This window comes from Bradyrhizobium sp. CCBAU 051011, assembly GCF_009930815.1.
GTDB lineage: Bacteria > Pseudomonadota > Alphaproteobacteria > Rhizobiales > Xanthobacteraceae > Bradyrhizobium.
In genome coordinates this window covers 8,954,088-8,968,846 of record NZ_CP022222.1, presented here as the reverse complement: position 1 = coordinate 8,968,846, position 14,759 = coordinate 8,954,088, and the positions used below count along the sequence as shown (strand labels likewise).

The 14,759-nt window shown below is 60.9% G+C and carries 16 protein-coding genes; 11 read left to right on the top strand and 5 right to left on the bottom strand.

Annotated features, from left to right (window positions below; translation table 11 throughout):
* Positions 1–21: 21 nt before the first annotated feature.
* Complete coding sequence (locus ACH79_RS42160; RefSeq protein ID WP_161856021.1) at positions 22–597, top strand: DUF6456 domain-containing protein; 576 nt, start codon at positions 22–24, stop codon at positions 595–597.
* Here the strand turns inward: ACH79_RS42160 and bamA are convergent.
* Positions 578–2,842 (bottom strand): outer membrane protein assembly factor BamA, encoded by a 2,265-nt coding sequence (gene bamA / locus ACH79_RS42155; RefSeq protein ID WP_246738349.1) that lies wholly within the window; start codon positions 2,840–2,842, stop codon positions 578–580. The genes ACH79_RS42160 and bamA overlap by 20 nt on opposite strands.
* A gap of 329 nt (positions 2,843–3,171) precedes the next feature.
* Between bamA and ACH79_RS42150 the strand changes: the two genes are divergently transcribed.
* Positions 3,172–4,224, top strand: a complete 1,053-nt coding sequence (locus tag ACH79_RS42150; protein WP_161856019.1) for a hypothetical protein — start codon at positions 3,172–3,174, stop codon at positions 4,222–4,224.
* Between the two features lie 21 nt (positions 4,225–4,245).
* Here ACH79_RS42150 and ACH79_RS42145 read toward each other — a convergent pair whose 3' ends face one another.
* Complete coding sequence (locus tag ACH79_RS42145) at positions 4,246–5,802, bottom strand: winged helix-turn-helix domain-containing tetratricopeptide repeat protein (protein WP_161856018.1); 1,557 nt, start codon at positions 5,800–5,802, stop codon at positions 4,246–4,248.
* A 141-nt stretch (positions 5,803–5,943) separates the two neighbouring features.
* Here ACH79_RS42145 and mddA point away from each other — a divergent pair, with 141 nt between their 5' ends.
* The 6 genes from mddA to ACH79_RS42115 all read left to right on the top strand — a co-directional run bounded on the left by mddA (position 5,944) and on the right by ACH79_RS42115 (position 11,192).
* Positions 5,944–6,720 (top strand): methanethiol S-methyltransferase, encoded by a 777-nt coding sequence (gene mddA / locus ACH79_RS42140; protein WP_161856017.1) that lies wholly within the window; start codon positions 5,944–5,946, stop codon positions 6,718–6,720.
* Between the two features lie 36 nt (positions 6,721–6,756).
* Positions 6,757–7,179 (top strand): GFA family protein, encoded by a 423-nt coding sequence (locus ACH79_RS42135; RefSeq protein ID WP_161856016.1) that lies wholly within the window; start codon positions 6,757–6,759, stop codon positions 7,177–7,179.
* 320 nt (positions 7,180–7,499) lie between these two features.
* Positions 7,500–8,762 carry a CaiB/BaiF CoA-transferase family protein gene (locus ACH79_RS42130; RefSeq protein ID WP_161856015.1) on the top strand — a complete coding sequence of 421 codons (1,263 nt, stop codon included), beginning with the start codon at positions 7,500–7,502 and terminating at the stop codon, positions 8,760–8,762.
* A gap of 140 nt (positions 8,763–8,902) precedes the next feature.
* Positions 8,903–10,036 (top strand): alpha-hydroxy acid oxidase, encoded by a 1,134-nt coding sequence (locus ACH79_RS42125; protein WP_161856014.1) that lies wholly within the window; start codon positions 8,903–8,905, stop codon positions 10,034–10,036.
* An 85-nt stretch (positions 10,037–10,121) separates the two neighbouring features.
* Complete coding sequence (locus tag ACH79_RS42120) at positions 10,122–10,403, top strand: hypothetical protein (protein ID WP_371419343.1); 282 nt, start codon at positions 10,122–10,124, stop codon at positions 10,401–10,403.
* Positions 10,404–10,838: 435 nt separating this feature from the next.
* Positions 10,839–11,192: a phasin gene (locus ACH79_RS42115; protein WP_161856013.1), complete on the top strand. Its 354-nt coding sequence runs from the start codon at positions 10,839–10,841 to the stop codon at positions 11,190–11,192.
* Positions 11,193–11,200: 8 nt separating this feature from the next.
* Here ACH79_RS42115 and ACH79_RS42110 read toward each other — a convergent pair whose 3' ends face one another.
* Positions 11,201–11,422, bottom strand: a complete 222-nt coding sequence (locus ACH79_RS42110; RefSeq protein ID WP_161856845.1) for a hypothetical protein — start codon at positions 11,420–11,422, stop codon at positions 11,201–11,203.
* A gap of 186 nt (positions 11,423–11,608) precedes the next feature.
* Between ACH79_RS42110 and ACH79_RS42105 the strand changes: the two genes are divergently transcribed.
* Positions 11,609–11,905: a hypothetical protein gene (locus ACH79_RS42105; RefSeq protein WP_246738348.1), complete on the top strand. Its 297-nt coding sequence runs from the start codon at positions 11,609–11,611 to the stop codon at positions 11,903–11,905.
* Positions 11,906–11,972: 67 nt separating this feature from the next.
* On the opposite strand, the gene ACH79_RS42100 is transcribed toward ACH79_RS42105, so the two are convergent.
* Both ACH79_RS42100 and ACH79_RS42095 read right to left on the bottom strand, forming a co-directional pair.
* Positions 11,973–12,158 carry a hypothetical protein gene (locus ACH79_RS42100; protein ID WP_161856012.1) on the bottom strand — a complete coding sequence of 62 codons (186 nt, stop codon included), beginning with the start codon at positions 12,156–12,158 and terminating at the stop codon, positions 11,973–11,975.
* A 727-nt stretch (positions 12,159–12,885) separates the two neighbouring features.
* Entirely contained in the window at positions 12,886–13,380 is a 495-nt protein-coding gene (locus ACH79_RS42095; protein ID WP_161856011.1) for a hypothetical protein, read from the bottom strand.
* 658 nt (positions 13,381–14,038) lie between these two features.
* Between ACH79_RS42095 and ACH79_RS42085 the strand changes: the two genes are divergently transcribed.
* Positions 14,039–14,332 (top strand): hypothetical protein, encoded by a 294-nt coding sequence (locus ACH79_RS42085; protein WP_161856843.1) that lies wholly within the window; start codon positions 14,039–14,041, stop codon positions 14,330–14,332.
* 222 nt (positions 14,333–14,554) lie between these two features.
* Positions 14,555–14,755: a hypothetical protein gene (locus tag ACH79_RS45420; protein ID WP_371419342.1), complete on the top strand. Its 201-nt coding sequence runs from the start codon at positions 14,555–14,557 to the stop codon at positions 14,753–14,755.
* Positions 14,756–14,759 lie beyond the last annotated feature (4 nt).

Genomic DNA, 14,759 nt, shown 5'->3' with positions numbered 1-14,759 from the left:
AATTTCTAAGGAGTCAATCAGATGCCGAGAGCCAAACGCCGAAAGCCGTACGATCCCGCCCAGGCGCATGACCGCAGATCCCGTGACTTGTTACGCAACGCCGAAGTCGCGACCGTCGAAGTCGATAATCCACTGGCGCTGGAGCCAGGCGAAAAGATCGTTGCCCTGCGTTCGATCCGCAACGATCCACTCGCTCGCCTGCATTCCCATCGTCAGATCGATGAGGCTCAATTTCAGGCGGGCCGCGCCTTCCAGGGCGACTGGGAAAAGGCCGAGCAGGGACCGCGGGCGGTCGATCCGACCCGGGACTATGTGGATGGTGGGCAGCGGCGTGAGCCGATCACCGAGGGCCAGCGCAAGGCCGTGCTGCGGTTGAACCGGGCCGAACGTGAGCTTGGTGCGGATGGTTCGGCGCTGGTGCATGACGTTCTGGTCCACGGATTGACCATGGAGCAGATCGGCCAGCGGAGAGGCCTCCACACCGGGCGCTGGAAAGACTATTATTCAAAGCGATTCCGCGAGTGCCTCGACCGGCTGGCGCTGCTGTACGGGTTCGCGACGGAGCATCCAGTTCCCGTCAAAACCCTCCAGCGCTGAAGCGCAGAGGCTGCACCACGTCATAGGCGGCCTTGGTCAGCGGTACGGCGTAGTCGACGGTCAAGGCGCCGAACGGCGAAGCCCAGGTCAGGCCTGCGCCGATCGACGAGCGCACGACGTTCTTGTTGGCTACCTGAAGTCCCGCCGTCGATCCGCTGTAGCGGAAGACGCTGCCGGCATCGACGAAGGCCGTGGCCCTGAGGCCATATTCGTTGGGTATGCCGGGGATCGCGCTCTGCAGTTCGGCGGTCGTTGCCCAATAGGCGCTGCCGCCGACATTATCCATCGTGGTGCCGGGCGTCAGGTCGCGCGGGCCGAATCCGTTCGGCGCAAAGCCGCGCACCATGGACGGGCCGCCGAAGAAATTGTTCATCAGCGGCACCTGCTGGCCACCCCAGCCGGTGACGTAACCGCCCTGGGCGCGCACCATGCCGACCAGGTCGCTATTGATCGATTTGTAGTAGCGTATGTCTTCCGTCGTTTTCAGGAATTTCACGTCACCGCCCAGTCCCGCCAGATCCTGGCTGAGCTGCGACCTGATTCCACTGGTCGGGCTCTTTGTGTTGTCGAGCGTGCTGTAGGTCATCACACTGCCGGGGGCGGAGACCCACGTCGGACCGGCGGCCGCTGCCTGCCGGACGGCCAGCGAAGGCGTCAGGCCGGAGCTGTTCGGCGCTAGCGTGATGTTCTGATTGTAGATCGCATAGCGCCATTGCACGCCAATTTCCTCGGTGATCGGCGTGCCCAGTTGCAGCCTCGCGCCGTAGGTGGTGCTGCCGTAGGATTGGTAGCTGTTGGCGTCGGTCTGGCGGCCGAAGAGTTCGATCCCGGCCGCGACCTTGGTGCCGAGAAAATAGGGTTCGGACGCGGCCAGGTTGATCCCGCGCGCATACTGGCCGTAAGTGAAAACGGACTGCAGATTCTTGCCGGTGCCGTAGAAATTGCGCTCGCCCAGTTTGATCTCGACCAGCGCGCCATCGACGGTCGAGTAACCGCCGGCGATGTTGAAATCGCCGGTGGCCTGGTCTACCGCCTCGACGTCGAGGATGACATGATCCGGCGCCGAGCCCGGCCGGTTCGATATTTTCACCGTCTTGAAGTAGTTCAAATTCTTCAGGCGCCGCTCGGCCCGGTCGATCAGCGTCTTGTTGTAGGGATCGCCTTCCGCGATATCGAATTCGCGCCGGATCACGTAATCGCCGGTGCGCGTGTTGCCGCGAATTTCGATCCGCTCGATATAGGCGCGAGGCCCCTGTTCGATCACGAAGGCAACGTCGATGCGTTGCGTCGCGGCATCACGGGTGAGGCGAGGGGTCGCCTCGGCAAAGGGATAGCCGAGCTTTGCCATTTCGATGGCCAGAAGCTCGGTGGTCTTGTCCAGGGCATTACCGTCGAATACCGCGCCCGCGCGGGCGGTGCGAAGAGCACGAAGCCTGTCGCAATCCATGCCGGGAACGTTGCAGGTGACGGTGACTTCCCGGAAGTGATAAAGCGGACCCTCATCGATCGCGAAGTTCAGCGTGAAGCCCTTTGCCACCGGATCATACTCGGCCTTTGCCGCGGGGATGCTGACATCCGCATAACCCTTGCTGCGGTAGTAAAGCCGCAGCTGTTCCTGGTCCTGCGCGACACGGTCGGGATCGTAGACGTTACCGCCAGTCAGGAAACTCAGCATATGCGTGGCGGAGGTCTTGATCACCGCGCTGAGCTGCCGTTTGCCAAAAGCCTGGTTGCCGGTGAAATCGATCTGCCGCACCGGAGTCTTGGCGCCCTCCGTTATGGCGTAGACGAGGTCGACCCGGCCATTGCCGCGGTCGATGATCTGCGGATCGACGCGGACCTCGGAACGGCCGGCACGCCGGTAAGCCTCGATGATACGGCCGACGTCGGACTGCACGGTGGCGCGTTGCAGCGAGCCGCGCGCCTTGGATTCAACGGCGGCGGCAAGGTCGGTGTCCTTGACCTTCTTGTTGCCTTCGAATGCGACGCGGTCGAGCACGGGCGCTTCAGACAGGTGCACTACAAGCCGCCCGCCGGCGCGTTCAATTGAAACCTTTTCGAAAAGTCCCGTTGCAATCAGCGCCTTCAACGCAGCGTCACGCGCGGCGTCGTCGAAATGCCCGTCGGGAGTTGCTTTAAAGTAAGAGCGTACGGTCTCGGCATCGACGCGGCGGTTGCCTTCGACGATGATCGATCCTTGCGACGGCAGCGCGGTTTCGGCGGCGACAGGTGTCGCGAAAATCAATCCGAGCGCGCCGGCAATTCGACAAGCGACCAGCCCCGATCGGGACGATCGGTTGTGTTGCGTGATGCGTCTAATCGCTCTGATCCCCACGTCCCGCGGGGCTCCTATTGATCGGCTAAGATGGAATTGCCCTCGCGGGGCAAAAAAATGTCTGGGATAAGGTGAGTTGCAGGCGAGTTTTTCGTGGCGCGCCACAATTCCGACGCCTTTTGTTAAGGTCGATTTTCTCAGAATTGTCGCAATGCGCGCTTCATGCTTCCTCATCGAGAGCGCGCCCAGGACGCATGTGCCGGAACCGTTGCATGCGTCTGCGCTCGCAGGAGCATCACATGCGATATGCCGCCTTCATTGCCGCCGCGCTCATGCTGATCCAGCCCGCGCACGCAGAGAAGGCGCCGGAGGTCGATCCGCGCGCCTCGCTCGGGGTCGTCCAGCAATGGATCTATAACTATCGGGCGAAGCCGGACTACGCCCATGTCCCGGCAGCCGTGCGCGTGCTGTTTCACTCGCAGACGTTCAAGGAGCCGGAGAATGCCGGCATCTATCTCGGCTTTATCGCCGGTGCGATCAGCTCTAACCCGGCCAAGGCCGAGCAGCTCATTGCCAGTTTCTTCCCGGTCCGGCCGGAGGACGAATGGGTGATCGTCCGCGCCATCGCTTATTCGGGGCTGCCCGACTGGAGAAACGTGCTGCGTCGGGTCGCGCCACGAATGCCGGGCCGGCGGGTCATGATCGACAGTTACCTGGCCGGTAAGCTGCCGATCTTGACCGACATCCCGCTGGAAGAAGTAAAGCCCGGCATGATGGAGAAGATGCGCGGAGCCTTTACGAAGAATCCCTTCGCGAAGGAAGAGCGCAAGCTGAACACGACGCTCACGTTTGCGGGCAACCAGGATTTGCTGGATACGCTCTGGGGTTACTATTTCGCGACCGGCTCGCATGCACCGATCCAGCGCATCGTACAGATGCTGCCATGGAGCAAGAGCCGCGACACAATCGACAAGCTGACTGTCGGAAGCATGGCACGCTATACGCTCGCGAGCTATGCGATCCGCGATGCCAGTTTGCGCGAATATCTCCGCAGCGAGCTTGCAAGGCAACCGGCGGCGGTCAAGGCGCCGCTCGGCGAAGTCGTCGAGGCGGCGGACACGGTGCAGATCGCAACGCTGCGCAAGGATGCGCTGGCCGCCGTTGACGAACTCAAGACCAAGGGCTCCGATAGCCGTCGCGACCTCAGCTTTTGGGGTCAGGTTGGCGTCGGCGCGGTCGCGCTCGGATGCGTCTCGGCCGCGGCGCTGGGGCAGGTGGCGGTCGGCATTCCCTGCGTGATCGGAGGCTCGGCCTCGCAGGGTCTGCTGTCCTTCTGGGAAAAGCAGCAGTAACTCAGGATCAGCCGTCGTAGCTCATTCCAGTCCGGCGCGGCGAAAGCCTTCGAGATAATGCTCGCGATCGGCCTCGTGCTTCCAGGGCAACTGCGTCGCGATCCAGGCGAGCGAAATATTCGGCTGGGTCCGGCGCAATTCCTGAAGCGCGGTGCGCGCGAGTTCGATCTGGCCGGTCATGCCGGCGGCGACCGTCAAGACCCGGTAGGCGCCGGTGAGGTCGCCGCGCTGACGGGTTGCCTCGCGGGCCAGTGCAATCGCTTCCTCATAGTTTCTTCCGACGAACTGGGCGTAGGCCCCAACACCGTAATAGATGGCGGAAGAGGGGTCTCGAGGACTCTGGCGGATCGCGCGTTGCGTCGCGGCATAGGCGTCCATCCATCGCCCGGTATAGGATAGCGCCAGGGCATAGTATCCCTGCGCCAGCGAGAAGTTCGGGTTGAGCTGCAGGGCCAGCTCGAACTCGGCCAGCGAATGGTCGAGACGTCGCGTAGAGAAATACACGCTGCCGAGGGCCGTATGCGCCCAGGCATCCTCACTGTCGGCGGCAATCGCCGCCAATGCCGCTTGCTCCGCAACGGGCGCCGCGGTTGCAATATCCCTCCAGCCCAGATGCACGCCGAACATGTGGTTGGTTGCGAACAGGGCTAGCGCCTGGCCGTAGTTGGGATCGATCGCGATTGCTCTTTCCAACAGTGCCTGTGCGGCGAGGCTGTCAGGCCGCGTCACCCGCCAATGGTGGGACAGCGCCCGCATCACCAGGTCCCATGCATCCACGCTGCTGGGGGGCTTGCGCCGGCTGCGAAAATTCTCTGCGGCATAGATCTGCGGCTCGATGGCGGTGACGATGGCGTCGGTGATTTCGTCCTGCACGGCGAACACATCCGTCAGCTCGCGATCGTAATGCTCCGCCCAGATGTGACTTCCAGTCGCGGTGTCGTTGAGTTGCGCGGTGATGCGGACGCGATCGCCGCTTCTTCGCACGCTGCCTTCGACCACATAGCGCACGCCAAGTTCGGCGGCGACCTGCCTCATATGCACCGGCTTGCCCTTGTAAGTGAATGACGAATTGCGCGCGATCACGAAGAACCAGCGCAATTTTGACAGCGCGGTGATGATGTCTTCGCTGATTCCGTCGGAGAAATACTCCTGCTCCCGATCGCCGCTCATATTGTCGAACGGCAGCACGGCTATCGCCGGCCGGTCCGGCAGCGCAAGCCCCGCACGTGGTTGCTCTGCTTCTGCCGGCGCCGCGGAACGCGCATCGCATGGGCTCTTGACGTCGCCGACGAAGCGAAGCCCCTTGCGCGGAATGGTGCGGATAAGCCTCTGATCCTTGCCATTGTCGCCGATCGCGTTGCGGGCAGCGTTGATCCGGCTGTCCAGCGTGGAGTCCGAGACGATCCGTCCACCCCACACCAGCGCAATGAGATCATCCCGGCTGACGACGCGATCGCGGTGCTTGAGCAGGTGAACCAGCAAGTCGAACACCTGCGGCTGCATCGCAACCAGATCGCTGCCACGGCGCAACTCGCGGCGATCAGTGTCCAGGATGTGATTATCGAAGTTGAATTTCACTTGCCCCATCATCTTCCTAAAGAAACAATCAAGTCCGTCTAATGAAGAGCTGAAGCGTAAGGCAAACTTTCGTGGCCGATTTTGCGGCATCCTGAGAGAATCAGGAGTTGCAATCCCATTGCCTGTAGCGGAGCCAATTTCATGACGGAAACTCAAGCCATCCGCCCGGCGATGCCGGCCAATCGAGCGCTAAGATTCACTGCATTTCTGTTCGGAGGTGTGGCCTATCTCACATTTCTGTTCACGATTCTGTACGCCATCGGGTTCATATCGGGCTTCGCCGTGCCGAAGGCGATCGATAGCGGCGCGAAATCGGGGGCGTTCGAGGCAATTGTCGTCAATCTTGCGCTGATGGCGTTATTTGCCATCCAACATAGCGTCATGGCGCGTAAATCATTTAAACACTGGTGGACGCAGTTTATTCCGAGCTCTGTCGAGCGCAGCACCTATGTGCTTTGTGCAAGTCTGACGCTGTTGTTGCTGTTCTGGCAATGGCGTCCAATGCCGGACGTGATCTGGAGCGTCCAGGAGCCCGACATGGCGGTGGTGATCGCGACATTGTCGTTCGTCGGTTGGGTGATCGTGTTCACGAGCACCTTCCTGATCAATCATTTCGAGCTGTTCGGATTGCACCAGGTCGCCAACAATCTCGCAGGGCGCGAGATGCCGCCGCCGGTCTTCCGGACGCCGTTCTTCTACCGCTTTGTCCGGCACCCGATCTATCTCGGTTTCATCATCGCCTTCTGGGCGACGCCTACGATGAGCGCGGGTCATCTGCTGTTCGCCGTGGTAACCACGGCCTACGTCTTCATCGGCATCATGCTGGAGGAGCGCGACCTCGTTGACATGTTCGGCGACGAGTATCGCCGCTACCGGAAGCGCGTTTCGATGTTGGTCCCCTGGCGAAAACTGAGCTGATCATTTCGTAATTGTCTGCAAGGAGAGGGAAGAATCATGAAACACACTGGAAGCTGTTTTTGCGGCGCGGTCGAGGTCCAGGTCACGGGTGCGCCGGAGGGGATGGGGTATTGCCATTGCCGTTCCTGCCGTTCGTGGTCCGGCGGGCCGGTGAACGCGTTCACCCTTTGGAAGCCGGAGGCGGTACGGATCACGGCAGGGGCGCAGCACGTTGCGACCTTCGAGAAGACTCCAATGAGTCAGCGCAAGTACTGCGCGGAGTGCGGCGGTCATCTGATGACCAATCATCCGACGCTCGGGCTGGTCGACGTCTTCGCCGCAACTCTACCGACACTTCCCTTCACGCCCGGCGTGCACGTCAACTACGCCGAGACAGTGCTGCCGATGCGCGATGGGTTGCCCAAGCTCAAGGACTTTCCCGCTGAGCTTGGCGGCTCGGGTGAGATGATTACCGAATAGGAAACTGGCTTCCAACCGAGGTAACGACGCGGCGAACGCCGCTCGCGGCGCGTTCCTCGCCAAGCCGCCGCTCGACTCCTGGACCAGCCGGGGCCGGGCGGTGGTCCTTTGGGACCAATCATCACGGTCCTGTCCAGACTTGCAGCATGGCTGCGAGGGCAGTGCGGGCTCGTGCACTTTCTTCAGAGCTATGTCAGCGGAAGGTCCGGCCCTGCAAAATCGGGGTTTGGCGTTGCCCGCCCGGTTCCGGTAAGAAAGCCTTGAAGTCGCGGCGAAAAGCCTTTGTTTCGCCAGGCAGAATAACAAGGGGAAACGCCGGAATGACTGCCAAGCCGCAATTGCCGGAGCGAACGCCGCGCGCCAACGGAGAGCCGACTGCCCTGGATGGTCTATTGGTTGTCGATTTCACCCGGGTCGTGGCCGGTCCGGCCTGCACGCAAACGCTGGCCGATTTCGGCGCCGAAGTGATCAAGATCGAAAACCCCGACGGGGGCGACGATACCCGGCACTATGAGCACGCCGAAATCGGCGGCGAGAGCGCGGCTTTTCTCAGCCTCAATCGCAACAAGCGCGGCATCGCGCTCGATTTCAACAATCCGGCGGCGCTCGAAGTCGCCCGCGAACTCATCGCGAAAGCGGATGTCGTCGTAGAGAATTTCTCTGGCGGCGTGATGAAGAAGTTCGGTCTCGACTATGCTTCCGTCGCGCCGACCAATCCTCGGCTGATCTATTGCTCGATTTCCGCCTATGGCCGCAAGGGCGAGTTCGCCTTGCGTCCGGGCTTCGATCCGATCACGCAGGCCGAAAGCGGCTTCATGTCGCTGAACGGGTTTCCGGACGGGGAGCCGGTGCGAACCGGTCCGCCGATCGTCGATATGGCGACGGGTATGTCGGCATGTAACGCGATCCTGTTGGCGTTGATCGCCCGCGACCGGATCGGGCGCGGCCAGCAGGTCGAGGTCGCGCTGATCGATACCGCCGTGTCGATGACCGGTTTTTACGGCATGGCCTATCTGATCAGCGGCGCGAATCCGGGCCGCTTCGGAAATTCGCCGAACGGCTCGCCCACCGTCGGTGTCTACCAGGCATCCGATGGGCCGCTGTACATGGCCTGCGCCAATGACCGCCTGTATCGCCGGCTTGTGGTGGATGTGCTGGATCGGCCGGACCTCGTTACCGATCCCCGGTTCGCGCACCGGAAAGACCGAACCGCCAACAAGGAAAAGCTGCGCGCCATCATTGCCGGCGTCTTTGCCAGCGACAGCCTTGAGCACTGGATGGCTAAGATGAAAAAGGCCAACATACCGGTCGGCTATCTGCGCACCGTGGAGGAGGGCTTCAACGCGCCCGAAGTGCGCGACCGCCATCGTCTCAGCCGGATTCCGCATCCGACCGCGGGCGCCGTCCCCAATATTGAAACGCCGCTGCAGATGAGCTTGACGCCAACCATCGACCCGGTGGCGGCGCCGCTGCTCGGAGAGCATACCAGGGAAGTGCTCCGAAAGACGCTCGGCTATGATGAGCGACGTATCGCTGACCTGGCCGAGGCAGGGGCTTTCGGGAAGCTGGGCAATACGGCCTGAGATTGCTGACCTCGGCATCACCGCATCTCGCAAACGAATGGCGTCCCTGCTTTTTGCATGACGCCTAACCCGTTCAAAGCGGTAGCTTTTTCCGTTTGTCTGCCGCTAAGGTGCAGCCAAGATGATGGGAGAGAAACAGCATGAATGACGGCACCCCCACGCGTCCGGCAAGGAATGTCGAACTCGGCGCCAGCGGCGAGGAATTCCAGAATCTCCACGAATTCATCCAAAAGGCCCGCGCCCGGCTGAACCAGAACGCATGGGACTATATCGTCGGCGCCTCCGAGACGGAGACCACGATGCGCCGCAACCGGATGGCGCTCGACGAAATTGCATTCCGGCCGCGGGTGCTGCGCAATGTCGCTGAGGTCGACACCTCGACCGAGGTATTCGGCCGCCGGCTGCGTTTGCCTGTCATGATTGCGCCGGTCGGCGCGCTTGAGATTTTCGATCCCAATTCGGGCGCCGCCGTCGCGCGCGGGTCGGGGCAGTTCGGTGCCGCTCACATGCTGAGTTCAGTGTCCGAACCGGGGCTGGAGGCGACCGCCAAGGCCGCGCCCGACGCGTTGCGTATTTACCAGCTCTATGTCCGCGGCGATGATGCCTTTGTCGAAGATGTCGTCAGCCGCACCATCGACAACGGATATGCCGCCTTCTGCCTGACCGTCGATACGGCGCACTACAGCCGGCGCGAGCGTGATATTGCCAAGCGCTATGTCCGCGAAAGCCGGATCCGGGCTACCGGCGGCGACTTCCAGAAGGGGCTGGAATGGCGCACCGTGAAGCTGATCAAGGACAAATATAAAATTCCGCTGGTCATCAAGGGCATTGCCACCGCGGAAGACGCCGCGATTGCGCTCGACCATGGCGTGGACTGGATCTATGTGTCGAACCACGGCGGCCGCCAGCTCGACCATGGACGCGGCGCGATGCATGTCTTGCCGGAAATCGTCGACGCTGTCGCCGGCCGCGCCAAGATCATGGTCGATGGCTCGTTCTGCCGCGGCACCGATATCGTGAAGGCAATCGCCTCCGGAGCCGATCTGGTCGGGATCGGCCGGCTGCAATGCTGGGCGCTCGCGGCCGCGGGCGAGGCCGGCATCGTGCGGATGCTGGAGCTTCTCGAAGATGAGGTTATCCGCTGCCTGGGATTACTCGGCGTCACCCGCTTTGCCGAGCTCAATAAATCCTATCTTCATGCGGCGACCGCGACCAATCCGCCGAGCGTGTTCAGCGCTTTCCCACTGCTGGACATCGAGCCCTATCGCTATTGAGAAAGAGCGGCCGCGCCAGGTCTTTCACCTGACAGCCCTGTTTTTTCCGAAGCTGGTCCCGCGCCAGGGAACCTGGCGGGGGTATGTGCATTATCAGCTGCGCTACGGATGGCGCCGAGAGCATAATCCTGATCCCCATGGCCCTTTAGTCGGTAAGCGAATGGCAGAAAATCCTTTCGCTCAATTCAGCCTCGAGAAGGCGATCAGTCTCCGCTGGACGTTGCGGGATATTCAGGCTCGCCGACTGAAATTGTCACCGGTCAGCGACGAGGATCTCAGAACATTGACAGATCTCGGTCTGGTCGAAGCGCGCGAGGAGGGACTTGTGCTGACGCCGGCCGGAACGGCTGTGGTGGACGGCTCGTAGTCAGCGCGCCTTGAGGAAGCTCTCGCCGGAGTCGCAAGGCGTGCAACGGTAGGTCAACACGTCGTAGTGTTGGTCGCGCGGCTCGATCGTGGCCAGCCGCATCTGCGCGCCGCATTTCATGCAGGGCATTTCTATGCTGGTTTGAAAACGTGTGCAGGTAGGCGTCGGTCGCATTGCTTGTAGCATCGTATCCCCATGTCCCAAGAGAGACTCAAAACCAGAGACGCAACGCCACCGAACCCGAATCACTATGCCACACTGTTGCCACCATTGGAATCGGACGTCTCGTCCGTACGGTTACGGACTGTTTCCTGGGATCGGGCGGGGGTCTGGTGCTGGCCGCGGAAGTCCATGCCGGCCGAAGGCCGGTCAATACGGCGCAGACGCAGTTGGGAATTGTGCTAACCTGCCAAGGGCGACACTGGAGAAGCGACCATGACTGAACCGAAACTCGAAGTCCCGGCTGAGCTGCGTGATCTGGCCGAGAAAACCATCGATCAGGCGGAAAAGGCGTTCGGCATGTTCTTCGACGCCGCCGGCAAATCCATGACGTCGATGCCCGGCGCGGGTACGGAGATTTCCAGACAGGCGCTGTCGTTTACTGAGCAGAACATGAAGGCTGCATTCGAGCATGCCCGCAAGCTGGTCCATGCGACCGACCTTCAGGAGGCGATGCGGATCCAGTCCGAATTCCTGCGCAGCCAGTTCACCAACGCCGGCGAACATATGCGGCAGATCACCGGCGGGGTCATATCGGCTGCAAAGGACTCGACGAAGGGTAAGTTCTGAGACGCCTGTTAGCGACGGCGTCCGATCGCGACACCGAACAGAAAGGCGACGAACAGACTGGCCAGAGGCGCTTCGCGGGTAATGGCGCTGATGGTCGAGAGCGGCATTCCCGGTTTCCGCGCCTCCGTGATGGCGTCGCTGAGACGGCCGACCGCGGCCTGTAGCGCAGTGGATACTTCCGTCAGCGTGCGTGACACATCGGTCGCGGTGTCGATGGCGCGTTCGGCCATGCCGGGCTGCGATGGTTCTTCGATATTCACGTTATGCAACTCACTCGGGTTCTCGGCATTGCCGACAATGGCTGACGCCCTGACAATACATCGGCTATGCCATTTGTTCCCGGAACCTCCTCGGTTGCTTCGCCGATCCGGAACTTTCGCCGTCGCCGGGATTTGACTCCGCCAGAGGAAAGCAACATGGATTTTCCGATGACGAGGGAATTGACCGAGGATCAATTGACCAGGCGTGGCGGCGCGCCATTGAAGGTTGCGATTGCGGTCGCGATTTTCGGCGTGCTCGGTATGCTGATCGTCGACCATGGGCCATGGAACAAGCCAAGAATGCAGCACCCCGTGATCGCCAACTACAGCACCACTGGCGAGGCTGCCCGCGCAGCCGGCGCGGATGTCATCCCGACCGAGCCGAAGCTGCAGGTCGAGCCTAGTCCGCCTGTGCCAAGGCCCGTTCACCCGGTGAACCCGGCGCCACAGTAGGGAGCGCCGTTTGACTCGTCGGGCAAATCACCGGCAGAACGGTATCATCGCGAAAGCCGCAGGATCTTCAGCGCACGCTGACGAATGCGCCCCAGCACGCAGCCAATCCTGCAGCCACCAGCACAAGCAGTGGATTGTCGCAGAACGGACTGCCGTATTGGCACATCGCGACACCCAGCGAGCCGATCTCATGACGGCCCGCCGCGTAGAACAAGCCGGATAGAATTGCGAGCACGGCAGCAACGAAAAACATCTGACGGCCTCCTTGCGCTCTGCCGGGCCGCAGGTTGCGCCATCCACGGCCCAACAATTTGGTTTCGATGTCGCCATCCTCTCTGAATCTGTTTTGCTCGGGCCACTTGACGTGTCGGGCAAATCAGATGCACATTGGCACCATCGCCGATATCGTAGATGCCCGCGCCGGAAACGGTCGCGGGTTTTTCATTTCACTAAGGTCAGATAAAGCGGTTTCAACTTTTCGAAACTGTTCCGTCGAATTTTCCGCAATTTGTTGACCACTCGAAAACGATTTGACATGTCGGGCAAATCACCGGCATAACGCCATCATCGCAAAAATTGCAAAGCCCGCGCGGAGAAATCCGCCGCGGGCTTTTTGTTTTGAATTCTCGAATCGGACGGCGGCCGCACATCGACGCCGCAACTCCCAACGCCCCCCGCCCGGGCGTCGCGAGCGCGCCGCCGTCCGAGCCTTCGACCATCACCCAATTGGCCGATCTTCGGATCTCCGGACAAGCCGTCCAAACCCGGTGCCGAAGATTGGGCCTGGGCCCTGGTGCGACGCGCCGAATGGGACAAGAAGGCGCGGTAACGAGGCTGCAGCAAGATCGGCTTCGATCACAAGCCGAAGGGCGTCCCTACATCGGCCTAGTGTCGGAGCACGATTGGTCGAGCCTCGTGACACGCTGGCCGGCCTTACTTAAGCGACTCCGCATCACGCTCTATAACGGTTGCTACTGCCATCACTTTGCGGCGCGTTGTTCGCGATAGGCCCGTTGCGCCTCCTGGCTGCAATACTGGACGGGCGCACTCGCTCCCATGAGCTCGTGTCGACCACGGATTACAATCGTCCTATCGTCAATTCTTCGGAGATCCATGGCTTCCGCGTCGGTCTTCCCGTTGCAACTCATCTTCAAATGAATCTCATTTTGGCGCCAATCCGACCGAGTGAGAATGTTGCACTTGTTCTCTCCGATCGAGACAGACCCGTGCGACAATTCGAGGACAAGTGCATCAAACTTCAAACCGAGAACAAGTCCGTCAAATTTCGAGCATCGATCGTTGAAGTCTGCACCGGGAGTTGCGTAAACGCCGTCCTTTGGATGCCATCTCTCCGCTGAATCTGGCATCGTCTTCGCAATTTCCTGTGCAACGACGGGCGCGGCCGCGCCGGAGATCAACGCAAGCAGAAAAGCTAGCGATGCTAGGGGACGGCGAAGCGTTGGTTTGTCGTTCAAGGCGCCCTCGCATGATCGGTGCCGGTTTGTGACAACGCCAGGCTTCCGGTTAGTGGACAAAGTCTGGACGTACTGTACTTGGGGCTCAGGGATGGCGCAACCTGCGGCTGTTACGGCATTACGATCCCCACGGATTGTCTTCTCCACTTCGCGTTCGCAGTTCACGCGATCAGTCCTCAAAAGAGCGGGATTCTTGCTCATGTCGAAAATCTCCACTTCCGATCTCAAGGCGATGCTCGCCTCCGAAAAGGCCAATGCGCTGGCTGCGATCTCGGCCGCGCGGCTGGCGGAGGAGCGCGCCGATGCGATGGACCATTATCTTGGCGACATGTCCAAGGATATGCCAGCGCAGGACGGCTGCTCGCGCGCGGTCTCGACCGATGTCGCTGACACCATCGAAGGCCTGATGCCGTCGCTGATGGATATCTTTGCCGGCTCCGATGAAGTGATGCGGTTCGAGCCGGTCGGGCCCGAGGACGAAGCCGCCGCGCAGCAGGAGACCGACTACGTGAACCACGTCTTCATGCAGCAAAACCCCGCCTTTATGGTGCTCTATTCCTTCATCAAGGATGCTGCTTTTGAGGATGGGCATCGTGAAGGTCTATTTCGCCAAGCGACGTTTCGAGAACGTGGCGCGGATTATCAAGCGATGACGGGGATGCAGGCGTCGGACGTCAGGGCCATGGTCATTGAGACGCTGGCCGAACAGCAGAGGATTCGTCACGATGATATCGATGCGGTGGTTCTCAAGACCGTTGCGACGACACTAACGTCGTTTGGAATAGACGAGGATGATCGACGGGAGCTTCGCGCTGATTTTCAACACCTGCGGCGGTGGCGAAGGAACGTCGAGCAGGCACAGAGCTATACCTTCAAGGCGGTTGTCACGATGATCGTAACGGGATTCGTCGGTGTCGTGTGGCTCGGCATCAGAGCCACGCTCGGCAAATGATCTGCTGACTAGCTGGATACCAACGACGAACTCCAACCGGGTGCGCGCAATGTATCGACTTCGCGAAGTTGACGGAGATGACGATGGCATTGCGGATACCCTGGCGTCGGCTTCGCCGGCATCGTTGTGTCGACGCACGCTATCAATGCGGGCTATTTTTGCCGCGTCGGGGTTCTGGGCAAGCATTGCCGACATCGGCTTCAGCTACGCTTGATGCGAGCCATGGAGGCGCGTGCACGTCTGAACGAGTGGTTCTCGATCGTGTCCGACACCACGAATAATATTTCCTCAGCCAACAATTTCATTCGCGCGGGCTACCGTCTGTCTCATTCCGGCGCACCCTTGGGCATGGCCGAATACACTTTACTGGCGCAAAGACATGAAATAGCGGCTCTGCTGTTCCGTGCTTCACTCGATCATTAGCCCG